Here is a 16,300-nt window from a genome sequence, read left to right as displayed (position 1 = left end):
CCTACAATCGACGTATGTTCTCAGCAAATACACCCTTGGTCGCAGAAAATTCGCCGCTCTTACACAACCTGAACCCGGAGCAGCTGGCCGCAGTGACCTTGCCGACCGGGCATGCGCTGATTCTGGCCGGGGCCGGCTCTGGCAAGACCCGGGTGCTGACCACCCGCATCGCCTGGCTGCTGCAAACCGGGCGCGTTACGCCCGGCGGCATCATGGCCGTGACCTTCACCAACAAGGCCGCCAAGGAGATGGTGGTTCGATTGGGCACCATGCTACCCATCAATGTGCGTGGCATGTGGATTGGCACTTTCCATGGCCTGTGCAACCGCCTGCTGCGCGCCCATTACAAGCTGGCCAATCTGCCGCAATCCTTCCAGATCTTGGACACGCAGGACCAGTTGAGCGCCATCAAGCGCCTGATGAAGCAGTTCAACATCGACGACCAGCAATACCCCGCCAAGCAGACCCAGTGGTTCATCGGCAACTGCAAAGAAGAGGGCTTGCGCCCCAGCATGGTCGAGGCGCGCGACCCGCAAACCCGCAAGAAGGTAGAAATCTATGCGCTGTATGAAGAGCAGTGCCAGCGCGAAGGCGTGGTCGACTTTGGCGAGCTGATGTTGCGCAGCTACGAGCTGCTGCGTGACAACGATGCCGTGCGCGAGCACTACCAGCGCCGCTTTCGCCACATCCTGATCGACGAGTTCCAGGACACCAACAAGCTGCAGTACGCCTGGATCAAGATGCTCAGCGGCTATGGCGAGAAAGACCTGGCCGCCGGCACCTCCATCCCCGGTGGCAGCGTGCTGGCCGTGGGCGACGACGACCAGAGCATCTATGCCTTTCGCGGCGCGCGGGTGGGCAATATGGCCGACTTCGTGCGTGAATTTGGCGTTACCCAGCAGATCAAGCTGGAGCAAAACTACCGCAGCTTCAGCAACATCCTGGACTCTGCCAACCACCTTATCAGTCACAACAGCAACCGCCTGGGCAAAGACCTGCGCACCGACCAGGGCCCCGGCGAGCCGGTGCGCGTGGTGGAAAGCCCGCGTGACCTGGACGAAGCCCAGTGGATCGTTGATGAAATCAAGCAGTTGGTACGCGATGGCATGGAGCGCAAGGAGATCGCCGTACTCTACCGCAGCAATGCGCAAAGCCGGGTGATCGAAACCACGCTGTTCAATTCCGGCATTCCCTACCGCGTGTACGGCGGCCTGCGCTTTTTCGAGCGGGCTGAAATCAAGCACGCGCTGGCCTATCTGCGCCTGCTGGAGAACCCCAACGACGACACCAGCTTTCTGCGCGTGGTCAACTTCCCGCCGCGCGGCATTGGTGCCCGAAGCCTGGAAATACTGCAGGACGCGGCGCGCGCTAGCGGCTGTTCGCTGCACGATGCGGTCAGCGCCATCCCCGGTAAGGCGGGGGCCAACTTCGGCGCCTTTGTTGCCAAGCTGGACGTGCTGCGTGAACAAACCCAGGGCAGCAGCCTGGCCCACATCATCAAGCTGGTGCTGGAGCACAGCGGCCTGATGGCCCACTTCAAGGCCGACCGTGAGGGTGAAGACCGGGTGGAGAACTTGGAAGAACTGGTCAACGCCGCTGAGAGCTTTGTGTCCCAGCAAGGCTTTGGCCGCGATGCCGTGGCCCTGCCGGTGGACGAGCTCAGCCAGTCACCTGTCAGCCAGGGCCTGGACCCGAACGCGCCGTCTGCCGACGGCTTCCTGGACCAGGACAGTGGTGAAACCCTGTCGCCGCTGGCCGCCTTCCTGACCCACGCTGCCCTGGAGGCTGGCGACAACCAGGCCCAGGCCGGCCAGGACGCGGTGCAACTGATGACCGTACATTCGGCGAAGGGCCTGGAGTTCGACGCGGTGTTCGTCGGTGGCATGGAAGAGGGCCTGTTCCCGCATGAGAACTCGCTCAGTGACCGCCAGGGCCTGGAGGAAGAACGCCGCCTGATGTATGTCGCCATCACCCGCGCGCGCCAGCGCCTGTACCTGAGCTTCTCGCAAAGCCGGCTGCTGCATGGCCAGACGCGCTACAACCCGCGCAGCCGCTTCTTTGAAGAGCTGCCGGAGTCCGCGTTGAAGTGGATCACCTCCAAAAGCGCGGGCTACGGCACCTCCAGCTTTGCTCCTAAATTCGGAGCTGCTAGCGCAGGCGGATACAGCGCTGGAGGCCGATTCAATAAAGAAGATGCGCCCTTTGCCAGCCCACCTGTGCCACCGCAGAAAGAGGCACCCAGCCACGGCCTGCGCGTGGGCATGAAGGTGTTCCACACCAAGTTCGGTGAAGGCAAGGTCAATTTGTTGGAGGGTAAGGGCGATGACGCGCGCGCACAGATCAACTTTCCACGCCACGGCGTGAAGTGGCTGGCGTTAAGTGTTGCGAAATTGACACCCGTGCCCTGATACACAAGGTATCTGCCGTGTATCCGGTTTGTGTCTTCTGGCTGTCATATAGCGGGCGCAGCATGCTTGTGTTGAGGCCCAAGAACACTCCAGGAGCGCACCATGACCGACCTGACCGAATTCCACGTAGGCGACTGCGTCGTCTCGTTGTATGCCAAACCCATGATTGACGGCACGTGGTTGGCCCGCGTTGGCATCGCCCAGCACTACGGCATGCCCATCCCCAGCCAGCGTACCCTGAGCTTTGACAACCCCTTCATGTCCGAAGACTCTGCCCTGGCCCACGCCCGCGAGCAGGGCCTGCGCATCGCACGCGACCCGGTGGCATTTTTGCAGATGGGTGCTTGACGGTTGGTTTTCCGATAGTTGGGCGGCGGCCTTAGTCTTCAAGGCACAGACCGCTTGGGTTTAGGATGGCAAGCTATGGATTGCTTAAGCCTGCTTGCCTCATGAACGAATGGAAAGACCTGGTTGGCCATTGGCGACCTGTATTGGTTCGACTGGCCACCCAAGCTGGAGCGACTGATCGTGCGCATGATCTCAACCACTTGGATCGGGTATGGGCCACGGCCAGGCAACTTCTTTCATCGCATCCGCAGACTGATCCGTTGGTGGTGATGGCGGCGTGCTATCTGCATGACCTCGTCAATCTGCCCAAGGACCATCCTGAGCGAGCACAGGCATCGCGGCTTTCTGCACAACAGGCCGAGACAGCGTTGTCGAAGCTGGGATTTCCGCAGGACAAGCTGAGGGGCGTAGTGCATGCCATTGAAGCGCACAGCTTTTCCGCTGCCATAAGCCCTGAAACGATTGAAGCGAAGATCGTCCAAGATGCGGACCGTCTGGACGCTTTGGGGGCTGTGGGGCTGGCACGCATGTTCCACATTGGAGGGCAGCTGGGGCGGGCACTTGCGCACGCCACCGACCCGCTTGCGCAGGATCGCCCGCTAGACGATGTGCATTACACCCTTGACCATATTGAGAACAAGCTGCTGCAGCTTCCTGCCAGCATGCAGACGGCTGAGGGACGGGAGTTGGCGCAATCGCGTGTGCAATTGCTCATTCGCTTTCGGGACCAATTTGCCCAGGAGTGGCTGGGAACGACGTAGAGTATGTCGATGGTCTGTTGCGACGCGGTGGCGAATAGCTGTCGTCTTTTTGTATTGAAGGGGATTTTTTACGTGGAGTATTCCATAATTCAATTATTATTGAATTATGGAAATATTAAACATCTCCGAAACCAGCGCAGTGCAGTCGCTGGCCGCGCTGGCCCAGGTGCAACGCTTGCGTGCCTTCCGGGCGCTGGTGGTTGCGGGCGCTGAGGGGCTCACGCCTGGCACCATGGCCGAGCAATTGGGTGTGGCGCCCAGCGCGCTGTCGTTCCACCTCAAAGAGCTGACCCATGCCGGCTTGATCGCCAGTGAGCCGCGCGGGCGCAACCTGATCTACCGCGCCAACTTCGACCAGATGAATGCCTTGCTTGGCTACCTGACCGAGCACTGCTGCCAGGGCGCAGCCTGCGGAGCCCCTGATGCCTGCTGCTGAGCCCGGCACGCCACCGAGCCTGCCGCAACAGTTGCTGGCCGAATGCCTGGGCACGGCTGGGCTGCTGTGCGCAGTGATCGGCTCCGGGGTGATGGCCGAACGCCTGTGTGGCGGCAACGTCGGCCTGGCCTTGCTGGCCAATACCCTGGCCACGGTGTTTGCGCTGTACGTGCTGATCGAGATATTCGGGCCGGTGAGCGGCGCGCACTTCAACCCGCTGGTGACTTTGCTCATGTGGTCAAAAGGCCGGTTGGCGCAGATAAAACCTGCGCGAGTAGCTCTTTTATTCATAGCATTTCAGCTGCTGGGGGCGGTGTTGGGGGCTTGGTTGGCACATGCCATGTTCGCGCTGCCCCTGCTGCAAACCAGCCAGCATGTGCGCAGCGGCGCGGGCCAGTGGATTGCCGAGGCGGTAGCCACCGCCGGCCTGGTGCTGGTCATACTGCGCGCGCCCAGCGGCAAGGCCAGCGCGTTGGTGGCCAGCTATATCGGCGCGGCCTATTGGTTTACCGCCAGCACCAGCTTTGCCAACCCGGCCGCCGTGCTGGGGCGCATGTTCAGCGACAGCTTTTCCGGTATCGCGCCTGCCAGCGCGCCTGGTTTTGTATGGGCCCAGTGCCTGGGCGCCCTGGCGGGTGCAGGCCTGGGCAGACTTTTAGAAACATCTTCTGCAGGAGCACACCATGTCTGACACCACCATCTTCCACAACCCGGCCTGCGGCACCTCGCGCAATGTGCTGGCTTTGATCCGCAATTCGGGCGTCGAGCCCACCGTGGTCGAGTATCTGAAAGCCCCGCCGGACCGTGAAAAGCTGCTGGCCTTACTCGTCCAACTGGGCCTGCCGGTGCGCGCCGTGCTGCGCAAAAAGGGCACGCCTTACGACGAGCTGGGGCTGGGTAATGCTGCGCTGAGCGACGATGCCTTGATCGACGCCATCGTCGCCCACCCCATCCTGCTGGAGCGGCCCATCGTCATCACGCCGCTGGGCGCCAAGCTGTGCCGTCCGTCCGAGGCGGTGCTGGACATCCTGCCCCACCCGCAGCAAGGCGCTTTTGCCAAGGAAGATGGTGAAAAAGTCGTCAACGCCCAGGGGCAGCGCCTTGCTCCCTAACTTGGACCCGGCGCTTTTCATGGCGCCCACGCAGGCCGCATTGCAGCCTGCCACGCCCAGCAGCCACCCGCCGCGCATCCTGCTGCTGTACGGCTCGCTGCGCGAGCGCTCGTTCAGCCGTTTGCTGACCGAGGAAGCCGCCCGATTGCTGAGCGCCATGGGCGCCGAGCCGCGCACCTTCGACCCGCACGGCCTGCCGCTGGCCGACGATGCGCCGGAGTCGCACCCCAAGGTGCAGGAGCTGCGCGAACTGACGCTGTGGAGCGAGGGCATGGTCTGGTGTTCGCCTGAAAGGCACGGCGCCATGACCGGCATCATGAAGACCCAGATCGACTGGATTCCTCTCAGCCAGGGCGCAGTGCGGCCCACCCAGGGCAAGACCTTGGCAGTGATGCAGGTCAGCGGAGGTTCGCAGTCCTTCAACGCGGTGAACCAGCTGCGCGTGCTGGGCCGCTGGATGCGCATGCTGACCATTCCCAACCAGTCGTCGGTGGCCAAGGCCTTTTTGGAGTTCGACGAGGCCGGGCGCATGAAGCCCTCGGCCTACTACGACCGGGTGGTGGATGTGATGGAGGAACTGGTCAAGTTCACCCTGTTGACCCGCGACGCCACGCCGTACTTGGTGGACCGTTACAGCGAGCGCAAGGAAAGCGCCGAAGCGCTGTCCCAGCGTGTGAACCAGAAATTACTCTAATTGCTATAAAGTTAAGAGCGGTTGGCGTAGGTGGAATGTGCGCTAGCGCCTTGAATGGCTGGAAGCTTGGCGTGCATCCCAGTAGACTTGGGTCGCATCCAGCATTTCGCTCAGCCCGAGCATGGGGTAGCCCAGATCTTTCTGCGCCAGGCGGGAATCCGCCAGCATGGTGCGCGTCAGCACGGCGGCCAGTCCGGGCGTGATGGATGGCTTTTTACCGCTGAACAGTGCGCCTATATGCGCCAGTGCCGCCACGGTGGTGAGCACGCTGTTCGGCACCGTTGATGCCACCGGTTTGGCGTGGACGCGGCGGGCCACGTCGGCAAACACCTGCAGGTAACTGGCATCTTCGCCGCCCAGCACATAGCGTCGGGCGGGAGCCGGGTGCGTGGCCGCCGCAATATGCGCCTGGGCAACAGCCGAGACGCCGCAAAAGCTGGCCCGGCCGTGCGGGGCCGCCCGCATCTTGCCCTGGGCGGCATCGTCAAACAGGCCGATCCAGCCGCTCGCATCGTAGGGGCCCAGGATGTGGGCCGGGTGCAGGCTGACCACCGACAACCCCTTGCGCGCGGCCTCGCTGAGCAGCGCGTCGGCCAGCAGCTTGGTGCGCAGATACGGGTTGCGGACGGTGCTGGGCTGCAGCGGCGTGTGTTCGTGGATGCGGCCGTCGCTGTCCTGGAACACGCCCAGCGTGGATGTCATCACCACGCGGCGGGCCTGGCGCTGGTGGGCCGCGTCCAGTAGGCCCTGGGTGGCGGCCACGTTGTCGCGCAGCAGCCGCTGTGCATCGCCGGACCACATCGAGGTATTGCCGGCCAGATGGAATACGGCGTCGGCCCGCGCGGGCATGGCCGCAGCCACGCTGGCGGCATCTTCCAAGGCGCCTTGGCGCACCGTCAGCCTGTGTTGCTGCATCCACGCTGGAGCGGCACTGCGTACCAGTGCATGCACCGACCAGTGGTCTTTGAGTAGCGCCTCCACCAGGTTGCGCCCGACGAAGCCCGCTGCGCCCGTCACGAATGCTGTTTTTTCCAATTCAAACCTCCAGATTGCAGAAGCCCAGACTGTAGGCAGGGGCTGGCTACACTGGTATGCATGCAAGTCCGTTTAGCATCTTTGCAAAACCTGAAGGTGAACTGGGACGATCTGCGTCTGCTGATGGTGGTGGCGGGCCATCCGTCCTTACTGGAGGCGGGGCGGGTGCTGGGCATTGCGACCACCACCGTGTCGCGCCGCATGGCCGCGCTGGAGGCTGGCGTGGGCGCGCAACTGGTGCACCGCACCCATGTGGGAACCGTGTTGACCGTGGCGGGCAAGGCGCTGGTCACCGCCCTGGAGCCGCTGGCGCTGGAGCTGGAGGCCACGCTGCGGCAAAGCGCGGGTGCCGACAGCCAGATCGAAGGCGCTATCAAGGTCTCGGTCGCCGAAGGCCTGGTGCCCTTGACCCTGGAGGCTATTCAGTCCTTCCGCACGGCCCATCCTGGCGTGGTGTTTGAGCTGGACGCATCGCACCGCAGCCTGGACATGGGCAAAAACGAAGCCGATGTGGCCGTGCGCATGCTCCGGCCCAAGTCGGACGGCCTGGTGGTGCGGCGCATTGGCCCAGTGCATTTTGGTGTCTACATGTCCAGCCAACAGCCGCTGGCCCGGTCCGCGCAACGTGGGGCGGGCCTGCTGGCGCGCATGGACGGCGTGGTGCTGGGTGGCGAGCTGGCGGGGCTGAAGGAATCGGTGTGGCTGCGCGCATGTGTGCGCGCCGTAGCGCTGCAAACGGAAACCCTGGGCTCGCTGATCGACGCAGTACGGCGCGGCATCGGCGTGGGGGTGATTCCGGATGAACTGGTGCGGGCCGATAGCCGCCTGCGCCGGCTGTGCGACTGTGAAGCCGTGCCGCAGAAAACACTGTGGCTGGTGATGCACCAGCGTACCGCGAAGCTGCCGCGGATTCGGCTGTTTGCCGACCACATGACGGCGCATTTGCGCGCTGCTTCGGCAGGCGCCGGCACCGCGGTGATGCAATAGGGTGAAAAGGCCGTTAGCGCAGATAAAACCTGCGCTAGCAGCTTCCAATTTCATAGCAAGCAGCTCAGACCTTGCCGCTGACCTCGTGGCCCGCATTCGGCGCCAGCCGCAGGGACCATGCGGCGGCCACGGCCATCAGCGCCGCACCGGCCAGCTGGGCGTGCTGGAAGTCGGCCAAGCCCAGGGCCGCCGCGCCGCGCAGCTGCTGGAACAGCGCCAGGGCCAGCGCGGCAAAAGCCACGCCCAGCGTGGCAGCCACCTGCGCCGACATGGCAGACAAGGTGCTGGCACCGGCGCGATGTTCGGCGTGGATGTCGGCAAAGGCCAGCGTGGACACCGTGGTGAAGTGCATGGAGCGGGTCATGCCGGCGATGAACAGCACCGGGTAGACCAGGGCCATGGGCTGGCCTGGCGCCAACAGGCCGCAGGCCGCCATGGCCGCTGCGCACATGGCGCCATTCACCGTCAAAACCCGGCGAAAGCCGAAGCGGCGCAGCACCGGCGTGGTGGCGCTTTTCATCACCAGGTTGCCGCCCATGTAGACCAGGATCATCAGCCCGGCCTGGAAGGCGTTCAATCCAAAACCGATCTGGAACATCAGCGGCAGCAGAAAGGGCGTGGCGTTGATGGCGATGCGCGCCAGCATGCCGGCGGTGAGTATGCTGATGGCAAAGCTGGGTACGCCCACGGCGCGCAGGTCCAGCATGGGCGTGGGGTGGCGCAGCGCATGGCGCACGGCCAGCACCCCGGCGACACCAGCGCAGCCCAGCCACAGCAGGGCGACCTGGGCCGAGCCTTGCGCCTCACCCAGCAGCGCCAAGCCATGCACCAGCCCTGCCAGCGCCACGGCGGTACACACAAAGCCGTACAGGTCGAATGGTGTGCGCTGGGCGGTTTCATTCGGCACATAGCGCAGCACTAGCCAGATGCCGACTAGGCCCAGCGGCAGGTTGATCAAGAAGATCCAGTGCCAGGACGCATAGGTAGCGATCAGCCCACCCAGCGGCGGCCCCAGCACCGGGCCTATCAGCCCCGGCCAGGTGATCAGGCCCAGAGCTTCGATCAGCCTGGCTTTGGGCGTGCTGCGCAGCACCACTAAGCGGCCCACTGGCGACATAAAGGCGGCGGCCATGCCCTGCAGCGTGCGCGCGGCAATAAAGCTCCACAGATTGGGGCTGAGCGCGCACAGCAGAGACGACAGGGTAAACAGCGCGATCGCCCCGGCAAACAGTTTGCGCGTACCAAAACGGTCGCTGGCCCAGCCGGCGGTGGGCACAAACACCGCCAGCGCTACCAGGTAGGCCGAGATGCTCAGGCTCAGGCTTAGCGTGCTGGTGTGGAAGCTGGTGGCGATGGCCGGCAGCGCGGTGGTGACGATGGTGCTGTCCAGCGTCTCCATGAAGAAGGCCGTCGCCACGATCAGCGGGATGCGGCGGGAAAATGCAGGTGCTGCTGCGCTAGGCATTGATGAAAAGTGCCGCTAGCGCAGGTAGAGTCTGCGCTGGCAGCTATGGTTTTGGTAGCTCTTCCAGGGTTTCGTCGGCTTCGAAGCTGTCGCGAAAGCTGAAGTACACCGAACACATGAACATGCTGGTGGTCAGCAGGCTGACGGCGTAGGTGCCCATGGCCAGCACTTCGGCAGAGTTCAGCAGCAGCGCCAGGATCTGCACCACGATGCCTTCGGCCATCACCACGGCGAACCAGGCCAGGCCGAACACCACATACGCGCCCTTGTTGCGCCAGCAGCCCACCAGGCTGAAGAACAGGCTTTTCACCGGCGTGATGCCATGCCAGTGCGTCAGCGCCGGCGCGTGCCAGAAGGCCAGCGACAAAGGCAGATGCAAGAGCATGAACAGGAAGATGCCGCGCGGCAGCTCCATACCCGATGCGCTGCCGGCCGCCTCGTCCTGAGGGCCGTGCAGAAAGAACATGCGGGCGAATTCGCCGCCGTCTGCCAACGCGGTCAGGGCCACGATCACGCAAAACCAGAAGGTGTAGATCAGGCCCAGCACCAGCAGGGGCTTGGTGCTGGCCTGCGGGCCGCGCAGGCCGGTGAGCAGCACCGTGGGCATGGGGAAGCTGCCCTGGCTGGCGCGCTGGGCTGCCGCCATCAGGCCCAGGCCCAGCGTGGGCAGCAGCATTAGCGACACCACGCTGCCCAATAGAGGCACCAGGTTCAGCACCGACAGCGTGGCCATGAACAGGAAGAACAGGCCGGTCAGCGCCAGCGGCTGTTTGAAGAACACCTGTATGCCCAGCCGCACCCACACAATGCCAGTGCGTGCCGAGACAATTTTGAGTTTCATGGAGAGCTTCGCTGGGGTCAGAGCGTGATGGGATGGGCCACGCGTTCGCGCAGAACACGTTCGAAATGGCCGGGGTCGTGAGGCTTCAGGATGTCGGCTTCACGCGGCAGATGCCAGTCCCACAGGCGCGAGATCCAGAAGCGCAGTGCGCCGGCGCGCAGCATGGCGGGCAGCAGCTGGCGCTCGGCGGCGGCCAGTGGGCGCACGGCACAGTAGGCGTCCAGAAAGGCCTGGCAACGCGCCGCGTCATTGGCGCCTGTGGCCAGGTCTATGCACCAGTCGTTCAGGCACACGGCCAGGTCGAACAGCCAGGTATCGGTGCCGGCGAAATAAAAGTCGAAGAAGCCACTGAGCTGCGGGCTGCCGTCCACCGTGTCGAACATCACGTTGTCGCGGAACAGGTCGGCGTGGATGGGGCCGCGCGGCAGGGCCGCATAGGCGCTGGATTCGGCGATGTGGTTCTGGTAGGCCAGCTCGCTTTGCAGCAACTGGGCCTGGGTTGGTTCCAGGTGCGGCATGACCACTGGCGCTGTCTCGTTCCACCAGGGTAGGCCGCGCAGATTGGGTTGCTCCATGTCGAAGTCGCGGCCAGCCAAGTGCATGCGCGCCAGCATGTCGCCGACAGCGGTGCAGTGCAGCACGCCCGGCGCCAGTTCGCTCTTGCCGCGCAGCTTGCTCACGACCGAGGCGGGCTTTTTCTTGACGGTGTGGAGGATGCTGCCGGCCTTCGTGGCCACCGGGTCGGGCACCGGGATGCCGCGCTGGGCCAGGTGCTTCATTAGGTGCAGGTAGAACGGCAGTTGTTCGAAGCTCAGGCGTTCGAACAGAGTGAGCACGAATTCGCCGCTCTCGGTGGTGACGAAGTAGTTGGTGTTCTCGATGCCGCCTTCGATGCCGCGCAGTGCGCTGACTTCACCCAGATCCAGTTGGCGCGCCAGCGCCTGTGCCTCTTTCAGCGAGACTTTCGTGTACACCGCCATGGCTTAGAAGCTGATCAGTTTCCAGACACGCTGACCCACGCTGCCAGAGCCGCCATCGCGCTCGTCCAGCCGGCGGTTGCGTGCACCGTTGGCCGGCACCACTTCATAGGCGGGCATGCCGTTGCTGGGCTGGACACTGATGTTTTGCGTTTCACCGCCTACGCGCAGTTCGTTGACGCGGGCGCCGGAGTCAATGACTTCGATGTGCTCGATGCGCTGATCGATAGGAGGGGTGGGGGCAGCAGGTACTGCAGCCCAGGCGGAAGACAGGCTAAGCAAGGCAAGGGGGAGGGATAGAAGGGCGCGCATACACACGATTGTAGGTGTATGCGCCAATGCCGATAGGCCAGCGTGGTGTTATTGACCCACGGGATAGAGCCTGGACCAGGCCAGCATCAGCAGCGTGGCCGCCAGCGCCCAACTGGCCGTGGCCGACAGCAGGGTGGTGGTCAGCGTGCAGCGCAGGCTCAGGGCGTAGACGGTCAGCAAATACACGGCGTAGGGCAGCAGCGACCACAGGCCGAACAAGGCGGTGGTGCGCAGGTCGGCCATTGAGCGTTCGCTGCCCACGATGGCATGGGCGATCAGCGCGAAGGTGGGAAACAGCGGCACCAGCCCGGCCACCACGAAATTCTTCGACCGCGACAGCAGCGCAATCGCCAGCACCGCCAGCGCGCCCAATATGCATTTCAGAAACAAGGACAGCATGGGCGCGCTCAGTGTCTTATGGGGGCTGCAGGCGCTGTGGGGAAAGCGGGCGCTGCAGGTGCCGCTGGTGCCGCTGGTGCCACAGGCTGCGCTGCTGGTGGGGGGGAGGCCGTGCTGGCGTCTGCTGGAGCTTCGTCAAAACCTATACGTATCAGCTCGCCGTTTTCCGGCGGCTCGGTGTAGGTCCAGTCGTTCAGTGCGTCGCGCATCACGCTCGGCGGCGGGGCGAATGGCGCCACCGGCACGCTCTTGAGCGCATGGCCCATGTAGTCGATCCAGATAGGCAGCGACAGGCTGGCGCCAAAGGCATTGCTGCCCAGGCTGCGCGGCTTGTCATAGCCCATCCACACCACGGTGGCCAGGGTGGGTTGGAAGCCGGCGAACCAGGCGTCCACCGCGTCGTTGGTGGTGCCGGTCTTGCCGTACAGGTCGGGGCGCTTCAGCGTGGACTGGGCCTTGGCGGCGGTGCCACTACGGGTCACTTCCTGCAGCAGGCTGTTGGTGATGAAGGCGTTGCGCTCGGGCAGCACGCGGTCTTCGTCGGTCAGCGCGGGGGCGGGCGGGGCTTCGAACAACAGCTTGCCCTGGGCGTCGGTGATGCGCTCTATCACCACCGGTGGCAGCAGATGCCCACCGTTGGCGAACACCGAATAGGCTGAGGCCAGTTGCAGCGGCGTGGTGCTGCCGGCGCCCAGCGCCAGCGTCAGGTTGTCCGGCTGTTTGTCGATCTCAAAGCCGAAGCGGCCGGCCCATTCACGGGCCGGCTGCACGCCCAGGAACTGCAGCAGCCGGATGCTGACCAGGTTGCGCGACTGGGCCAAGCCCTGGCGCAGGCTGACCGGGCCGAGGAACTGGCCGTCGTCGTTCTGCGGGTTCCAGGCCGGTGCGCCATTGGCGGCGGCAACGTTCAGCGGCGAGTCGTTCACCAGGGTGGACGGCATCACGCCCTTGTCGATACCGGCGGAGTAGATGAAGGGCTTGAAGCTGGAGCCGGGCTGGCGCCAGCCCTGGGTCACGTGGTTGAACTGCTGGTCGGAGAAGTCGAATCCACCCACCAGGGCGCGCACCCGGCCAGTCTGCGGCGTCAGCGATACCAAGGCGCTTTGCACCTCGGGCCATTGCGACACGGCCCAGTAGCCGCCGCCCTTGCCGTCCATGTGTTGCACGCGGATGATGGCGCCACGGCGCAGCGCCAGCGGGGCCGGGGCCTTGGCACTCAGCGCGGGCTGGGCCCAGCGTAGGCCATCGCCCTGGATGTGCAGCGTCTCACCTGTGGCCAGGCGGGCCACCACTTCTTGCGGGCTGGCCTGCAGCACGATGGCCACGCGCAGGTCTTCGTCGTCGCTGTAGTCCTTCAGTGCCTGGGCTGCGGCTGCGTCTTCTTCGGTGGCGTCGGCCGGGGCGGGCGGCAGGTCTTCGTTTTCTTCGGGGCCACGGTAGGCCTGCTTGCGGTCAAAGGCCAGCACACCCTTGCGCAGTGCCTGGTAGGCGGCCTGCTGGTCGGCGGCGATCAGCGAGGTATAGACCTTGATGCCCTGCGAATAGGCCTGCTGGCCATAGCGCTCGAACACGGCCTGGCGCGCCATCTCGGCCACGTACTCGGCATGTACCGGTACCTGCAGCGGCGAGCGGATTACCAGCTTTTGCTTGGTGGCGGCGTCGAACTGGGCCTGGTCGATCACGCCCACGCTGAGCATGCGTCCCAGCACCAGCTGCTGGCGCCGCGTGGCGCGTTCCATATTGCTGATGGGGTTGGCGAAGGCCGGGTTCTGCGGCAGGCCGGCCAGCATGGCCACTTCGGCCACGGACAGCTCGGGCAGGGTCTTGCCGAAGTACACCTGGGCGGCGGCGCTGAAGCCGTAGGCCCGGTGGCCCAGGTAGATCTGGTTCATGTACAGCTCCAGGATCTCGTCCTTGCTCAGGCTGTGCTCGATCTTGATGGCCAGCATGGCTTCTTTCAGCTTGCGCTCGGCCGTCTTGCGGTTGCTCAGAAAGAAGTTGCGCGCCACCTGCTGGGTGATGGTGGACGCACCCTGGCGTCGCCCGCCAGTCAGGTTGGACACCACGGCGCGCAGCACGCCTATGGGGTCGATGCCGCTGTGCTCGCGAAAGCGCGCATCTTCCACGGCCAGCAGGGCGTCCTGCATTAGCTTGGGGATTTGCGCGATGGGCAGGAAGTCACGCCGCTCGGACCCAAACTGGGCAATCTCCACGTTGTCGCTGGTGTAGACCTGCATGGCCTGCTGCGGCTGGTAGCTGGTTACCTTGTCCAACGGCGGCAGGCCGGGGTAGTACCAGACGGCTGCAATGGCTAGCACCAGTGTGCCGATCACGCCCAGGCCCAGGCAGACCCATATGGCGGTGAGCCAGAGCTTGCCGGATTGGTTGCGGGATGGTACGGGATGGGAGGAAGAAAAAGAGGAGGGGATTGGGGTCATGTCAGCTATGGCGCTGGTGCCGGTTGGGGCGCGGGCTTGGGCGCGCTGAATGCGGGTAGTGGACGTTCTGTCGCGTGGGCGAGGGGGCTGGCATCGGAGTGGCGGCGGGCCCTGCAAAGATCGGGCAAATTAATGGGGCGGCTCCCGGTTCGGTCGTCGCGGAGCTTAGCGGCTGGCTGTGAAGGAAGTGTAAAGCGGGGTGTCGGACCCCATGCAAGCATTTGTAATGCTATTGAATTAGTAGCTGCTTACGCAGATAAATTCTGCGCTGAAGCGGTATTTTTTATAAAAATAGAACCGAGTCATATGCCGGCACGCGATGCACTGCGGGCTGGAAGGGCCTGCGTTGATATGCTAGGGCTTACCCCAGTTGTGAGCGATTAGTGAACGTATGGGTTTGATAATCGCACGAATGGATCGTCTGCTGTATGGCGATTTGCCCTTGGCGACACTACATTCTGCTCCGCACCGCGGCCAGGTCTGGCCGCTAACGGACCATCTGAACGCTGGCGCGACCGCACCCTCCGCCCTCTGTCCGGCATGAGCCGCTTGCAGAACAACGTTCACCCACCCAGGAGACATGCATGAGCACCACCGCCGGCGATTCACGCGCCAAGCACCAGTCGAAGAAGGCCACAGCCAGTGGCTGGATCGGCTCGGCGCTGGAGTATTACGACTTCTTCATCTACGCCACCGCGGCGTCGCTGATCTTCCCGCAGATCTTTTTCCCCAAGGGCGACCCCACCACCGCCATCATCGCCTCGCTGGCCACCTATGGCGTGGGCTATGTGGCGCGGCCCATCGGGGCCTTCTTTCTAGGCCACTGGGGCGATACTCAGGGCCGCAAGAAAGTGCTGATCATCTGCATGTTCCTGATGGGCTTTTCCACCGTTGCCGTGGGCCTGCTGCCTACCTATGACCAGGTCGGTCTGTGGGCACCTACGCTGCTGGTGATCCTGCGCCTGATCCAGGGCTTTGCGGTGGCTGGCGAGATATCCGGGGCCAGCTCGATGATTCTGGAGCACGCGCCCTTCGGGCGACGCGGCTTCTTCTCCAGCTTCACGCTGCAGGGCGTGCAGGCCGGGCAGATTCTGGCGGCGGCGGTGTTCCTGCCCTTGGCGCACTTCATGCCCACCGAGGCCTTCAATACCTGGGGCTGGCGCATACCCTTCATCCTGAGCTTCCTGGTCATCGTGGCCGGCTACATCATCCGCCGTGAAGTGGACGAAACCCCTGCCTTCGCCGAAGAAGGCGCCCACGGCACCGTGCCCAAGGCCCCGATGATCCAGGCCGTGACCGAGAGCTGGCGCGACATGCTGCGTGTGATGTGCTGCTCGCTGATGAACGTCATCCCGGTGGTGACCACCATCTTCGGCGCGGCCTATGCAGTGCAGCCCGGCTACGGCATTGGCTTTGAGAAAGACGTGTACCTGTGGATTCCGGTAATGGGCAATATCGTCGCCGTGCTGGTGATCCCCTTCGTGGGCAATCTGTCCGACAAGATCGGCCGCCGCCCACCCATCATCATCGGTGCCCTGGGCTCGGGTCTGCTGTCCTTCGGCTACCTGTACGCCATCAGCGTGCACAACGTGCCGCTGGCCATCACCATGTCGCTGCTGATGTGGGGCGTGGTGTACCAGGGCTATAACGCTGTGTTCCCCAGCTTCTACCCCGAGATGTTCCCCACCCGCACCCGGGTGTCGGCCATGGCCATCTCGCAAAACCTGGGCACGCTGGTCACCGCCTTGCTGCCCGCGCTGTTCACCGCTGTAGCGCCCCCCGGCGCGATGAACATCCCGTTCACCATTGGCTCCATCACCCTGGCCGTGACGGTGATTGCCGCCATCGCTGCCTGGACCGCCCGCGAAACCTACCGCGTGCAGATGGTGGACCTGGGCAACCCCGACGCCGTGCCCGTGCCCAAGAAGGCTTACGACGCCGCCCGTGAAAAGCTGATCGCCGCTTCACAACAGGCGCACGCCTAGTTTTTAACCGGTCTCCTTTTAGCTGCCCGCGCAGATGTGGTCTGCGTCGGCAGCTATTTTTCTTATAGCGGGTTATCCTGCAGGTTTGGCTTTTTGTAGACC

16 protein-coding genes are annotated in these 16,300 nt (G+C 64.0%); 9 read left to right on the top strand and 7 right to left on the bottom strand.

Annotated features, from left to right (window positions below; genetic code table 11):
- The first annotated feature begins 14 nt into the window (after positions 1–14).
- The 7 genes from AC07R0_RS10055 (at position 15) to arsH (ending at position 5,759) form a co-directional block, all read left to right on the top strand.
- The gene (locus AC07R0_RS10055) at positions 15–2,408 is read left to right on the top strand and encodes a UvrD-helicase domain-containing protein (protein WP_495104706.1); all 2,394 of its coding nucleotides are present in this window, start codon (positions 15–17) and stop codon (positions 2,406–2,408) included.
- Positions 2,409–2,510: 102 nt separating this feature from the next.
- Positions 2,511–2,756, top strand: a complete 246-nt coding sequence (locus AC07R0_RS10050; RefSeq protein WP_495096022.1) for a hypothetical protein — start codon at positions 2,511–2,513, stop codon at positions 2,754–2,756.
- Between the two features lie 101 nt (positions 2,757–2,857).
- Complete coding sequence (locus tag AC07R0_RS10045; RefSeq protein WP_495104705.1) at positions 2,858–3,517, top strand: HD domain-containing protein; 660 nt, start codon at positions 2,858–2,860, stop codon at positions 3,515–3,517.
- Positions 3,518–3,623: 106 nt separating this feature from the next.
- Positions 3,624–3,953, top strand: coding sequence for an ArsR/SmtB family transcription factor (locus AC07R0_RS10040; RefSeq protein WP_495104704.1), 330 nt, complete (start codon positions 3,624–3,626; stop codon positions 3,951–3,953).
- Entirely contained in the window at positions 3,940–4,644 is a 705-nt protein-coding gene (locus AC07R0_RS10035) for an aquaporin (protein WP_495104703.1), read from the top strand. Before AC07R0_RS10040 ends, AC07R0_RS10035 begins: the two co-directional genes overlap by 14 nt.
- Entirely contained in the window at positions 4,637–5,065 is a 429-nt protein-coding gene (arsC, locus tag AC07R0_RS10030; RefSeq protein ID WP_495104702.1) for an arsenate reductase (glutaredoxin), read from the top strand. Before AC07R0_RS10035 ends, arsC begins: the two co-directional genes overlap by 8 nt.
- Positions 5,019–5,759, top strand: a complete 741-nt coding sequence (gene arsH / locus AC07R0_RS10025; RefSeq protein WP_495104701.1) for an arsenical resistance protein ArsH — start codon at positions 5,019–5,021, stop codon at positions 5,757–5,759. The genes arsC and arsH overlap by 47 nt, the downstream gene beginning before the upstream one ends.
- Positions 5,760–5,801: 42 nt before the next feature.
- On the opposite strand, the gene AC07R0_RS10020 is transcribed toward arsH, so the two are convergent.
- Positions 5,802–6,794 carry an NAD-dependent epimerase/dehydratase family protein gene (locus tag AC07R0_RS10020; protein ID WP_495104700.1) on the bottom strand — a complete coding sequence of 331 codons (993 nt, stop codon included), beginning with the start codon at positions 6,792–6,794 and terminating at the stop codon, positions 5,802–5,804.
- A 60-nt stretch (positions 6,795–6,854) separates the two neighbouring features.
- Between AC07R0_RS10020 and AC07R0_RS10015 the strand changes: the two genes are divergently transcribed.
- Entirely contained in the window at positions 6,855–7,781 is a 927-nt protein-coding gene (locus AC07R0_RS10015; RefSeq protein ID WP_495104699.1) for a LysR family transcriptional regulator, read from the top strand.
- Between the two features lie 64 nt (positions 7,782–7,845).
- Here AC07R0_RS10015 and AC07R0_RS10010 read toward each other — a convergent pair whose 3' ends face one another.
- From AC07R0_RS10010 to AC07R0_RS09985, 6 genes are read right to left on the bottom strand one after another with little or no spacing between them, the layout of a single operon-like run.
- Complete coding sequence (locus AC07R0_RS10010) at positions 7,846–9,246, bottom strand: MFS transporter (RefSeq protein ID WP_495104698.1); 1,401 nt, start codon at positions 9,244–9,246, stop codon at positions 7,846–7,848.
- A gap of 43 nt (positions 9,247–9,289) precedes the next feature.
- Entirely contained in the window at positions 9,290–10,087 is a 798-nt protein-coding gene (locus tag AC07R0_RS10005; protein ID WP_495096015.1) for a BPSS1780 family membrane protein, read from the bottom strand.
- Between the two features lie 17 nt (positions 10,088–10,104).
- Positions 10,105–11,067, bottom strand: a complete 963-nt coding sequence (locus AC07R0_RS10000; protein WP_495104697.1) for a homoserine kinase — start codon at positions 11,065–11,067, stop codon at positions 10,105–10,107.
- 3 nt (positions 11,068–11,070) lie between these two features.
- Positions 11,071–11,376: a hypothetical protein gene (locus AC07R0_RS09995; RefSeq protein WP_495104696.1), complete on the bottom strand. Its 306-nt coding sequence runs from the start codon at positions 11,374–11,376 to the stop codon at positions 11,071–11,073.
- A 48-nt stretch (positions 11,377–11,424) separates the two neighbouring features.
- Entirely contained in the window at positions 11,425–11,775 is a 351-nt protein-coding gene (locus AC07R0_RS09990) for a GlpM family protein (RefSeq protein WP_495104695.1), read from the bottom strand.
- A gap of 8 nt (positions 11,776–11,783) precedes the next feature.
- Complete coding sequence (locus AC07R0_RS09985) at positions 11,784–14,213, bottom strand: penicillin-binding protein 1A (RefSeq protein ID WP_495104694.1); 2,430 nt, start codon at positions 14,211–14,213, stop codon at positions 11,784–11,786.
- 584 nt (positions 14,214–14,797) lie between these two features.
- Here AC07R0_RS09985 and AC07R0_RS09980 point away from each other — a divergent pair.
- On the top strand, positions 14,798–16,198 hold the full coding sequence (locus tag AC07R0_RS09980; protein WP_495104693.1) for an MFS transporter: 1,401 nt from the start codon (positions 14,798–14,800) through the stop codon (positions 16,196–16,198).
- Positions 16,199–16,300: the final 102 nt, after the last annotated feature.

It is taken from the genome of Rhodoferax sp. GW821-FHT07F03, assembly GCF_059418745.1.
Note: the sequence above shows the minus strand (reverse complement) of the source record. Positions and strands in the feature narration are given on the sequence as shown.

Coding starts and splice junctions, on each gene's coding strand:
- AC07R0_RS10055 (WP_495104706.1), top strand. CDS start 15: ATGTTCTCAGCAAATACACCCTTGGTCGCAGAAAATTCGCCGCTCTTA.
- AC07R0_RS10050 (WP_495096022.1), top strand. CDS start 2,511: ATGACCGACCTGACCGAATTCCACGTAGGCGACTGCGTCGTCTCGTTG.
- AC07R0_RS10045 (WP_495104705.1), top strand. CDS start 2,858: ATGAACGAATGGAAAGACCTGGTTGGCCATTGGCGACCTGTATTGGTT.
- AC07R0_RS10040 (WP_495104704.1), top strand. CDS start 3,624: ATGGAAATATTAAACATCTCCGAAACCAGCGCAGTGCAGTCGCTGGCC.
- AC07R0_RS10035 (WP_495104703.1), top strand. CDS start 3,940: ATGCCTGCTGCTGAGCCCGGCACGCCACCGAGCCTGCCGCAACAGTTG.
- arsC (WP_495104702.1), top strand. CDS start 4,637: ATGTCTGACACCACCATCTTCCACAACCCGGCCTGCGGCACCTCGCGC.
- arsH (WP_495104701.1), top strand. CDS start 5,019: ATGGTGAAAAAGTCGTCAACGCCCAGGGGCAGCGCCTTGCTCCCTAAC.
- AC07R0_RS10015 (WP_495104699.1), top strand. CDS start 6,855: ATGCAAGTCCGTTTAGCATCTTTGCAAAACCTGAAGGTGAACTGGGAC.
- AC07R0_RS10010 (WP_495104698.1), bottom strand. CDS start 9,246: ATGCCTAGCGCAGCAGCACCTGCATTTTCCCGCCGCATCCCGCTGATC.
- AC07R0_RS10005 (WP_495096015.1), bottom strand. CDS start 10,087: ATGAAACTCAAAATTGTCTCGGCACGCACTGGCATTGTGTGGGTGCGG.
- AC07R0_RS10000 (WP_495104697.1), bottom strand. CDS start 11,067: ATGGCGGTGTACACGAAAGTCTCGCTGAAAGAGGCACAGGCGCTGGCG.
- AC07R0_RS09995 (WP_495104696.1), bottom strand. CDS start 11,376: ATGCGCGCCCTTCTATCCCTCCCCCTTGCCTTGCTTAGCCTGTCTTCC.
- AC07R0_RS09990 (WP_495104695.1), bottom strand. CDS start 11,775: ATGCTGTCCTTGTTTCTGAAATGCATATTGGGCGCGCTGGCGGTGCTG.
- AC07R0_RS09985 (WP_495104694.1), bottom strand. CDS start 14,213: ATGACCCCAATCCCCTCCTCTTTTTCTTCCTCCCATCCCGTACCATCC.
- AC07R0_RS09980 (WP_495104693.1), top strand. CDS start 14,798: ATGAGCACCACCGCCGGCGATTCACGCGCCAAGCACCAGTCGAAGAAG.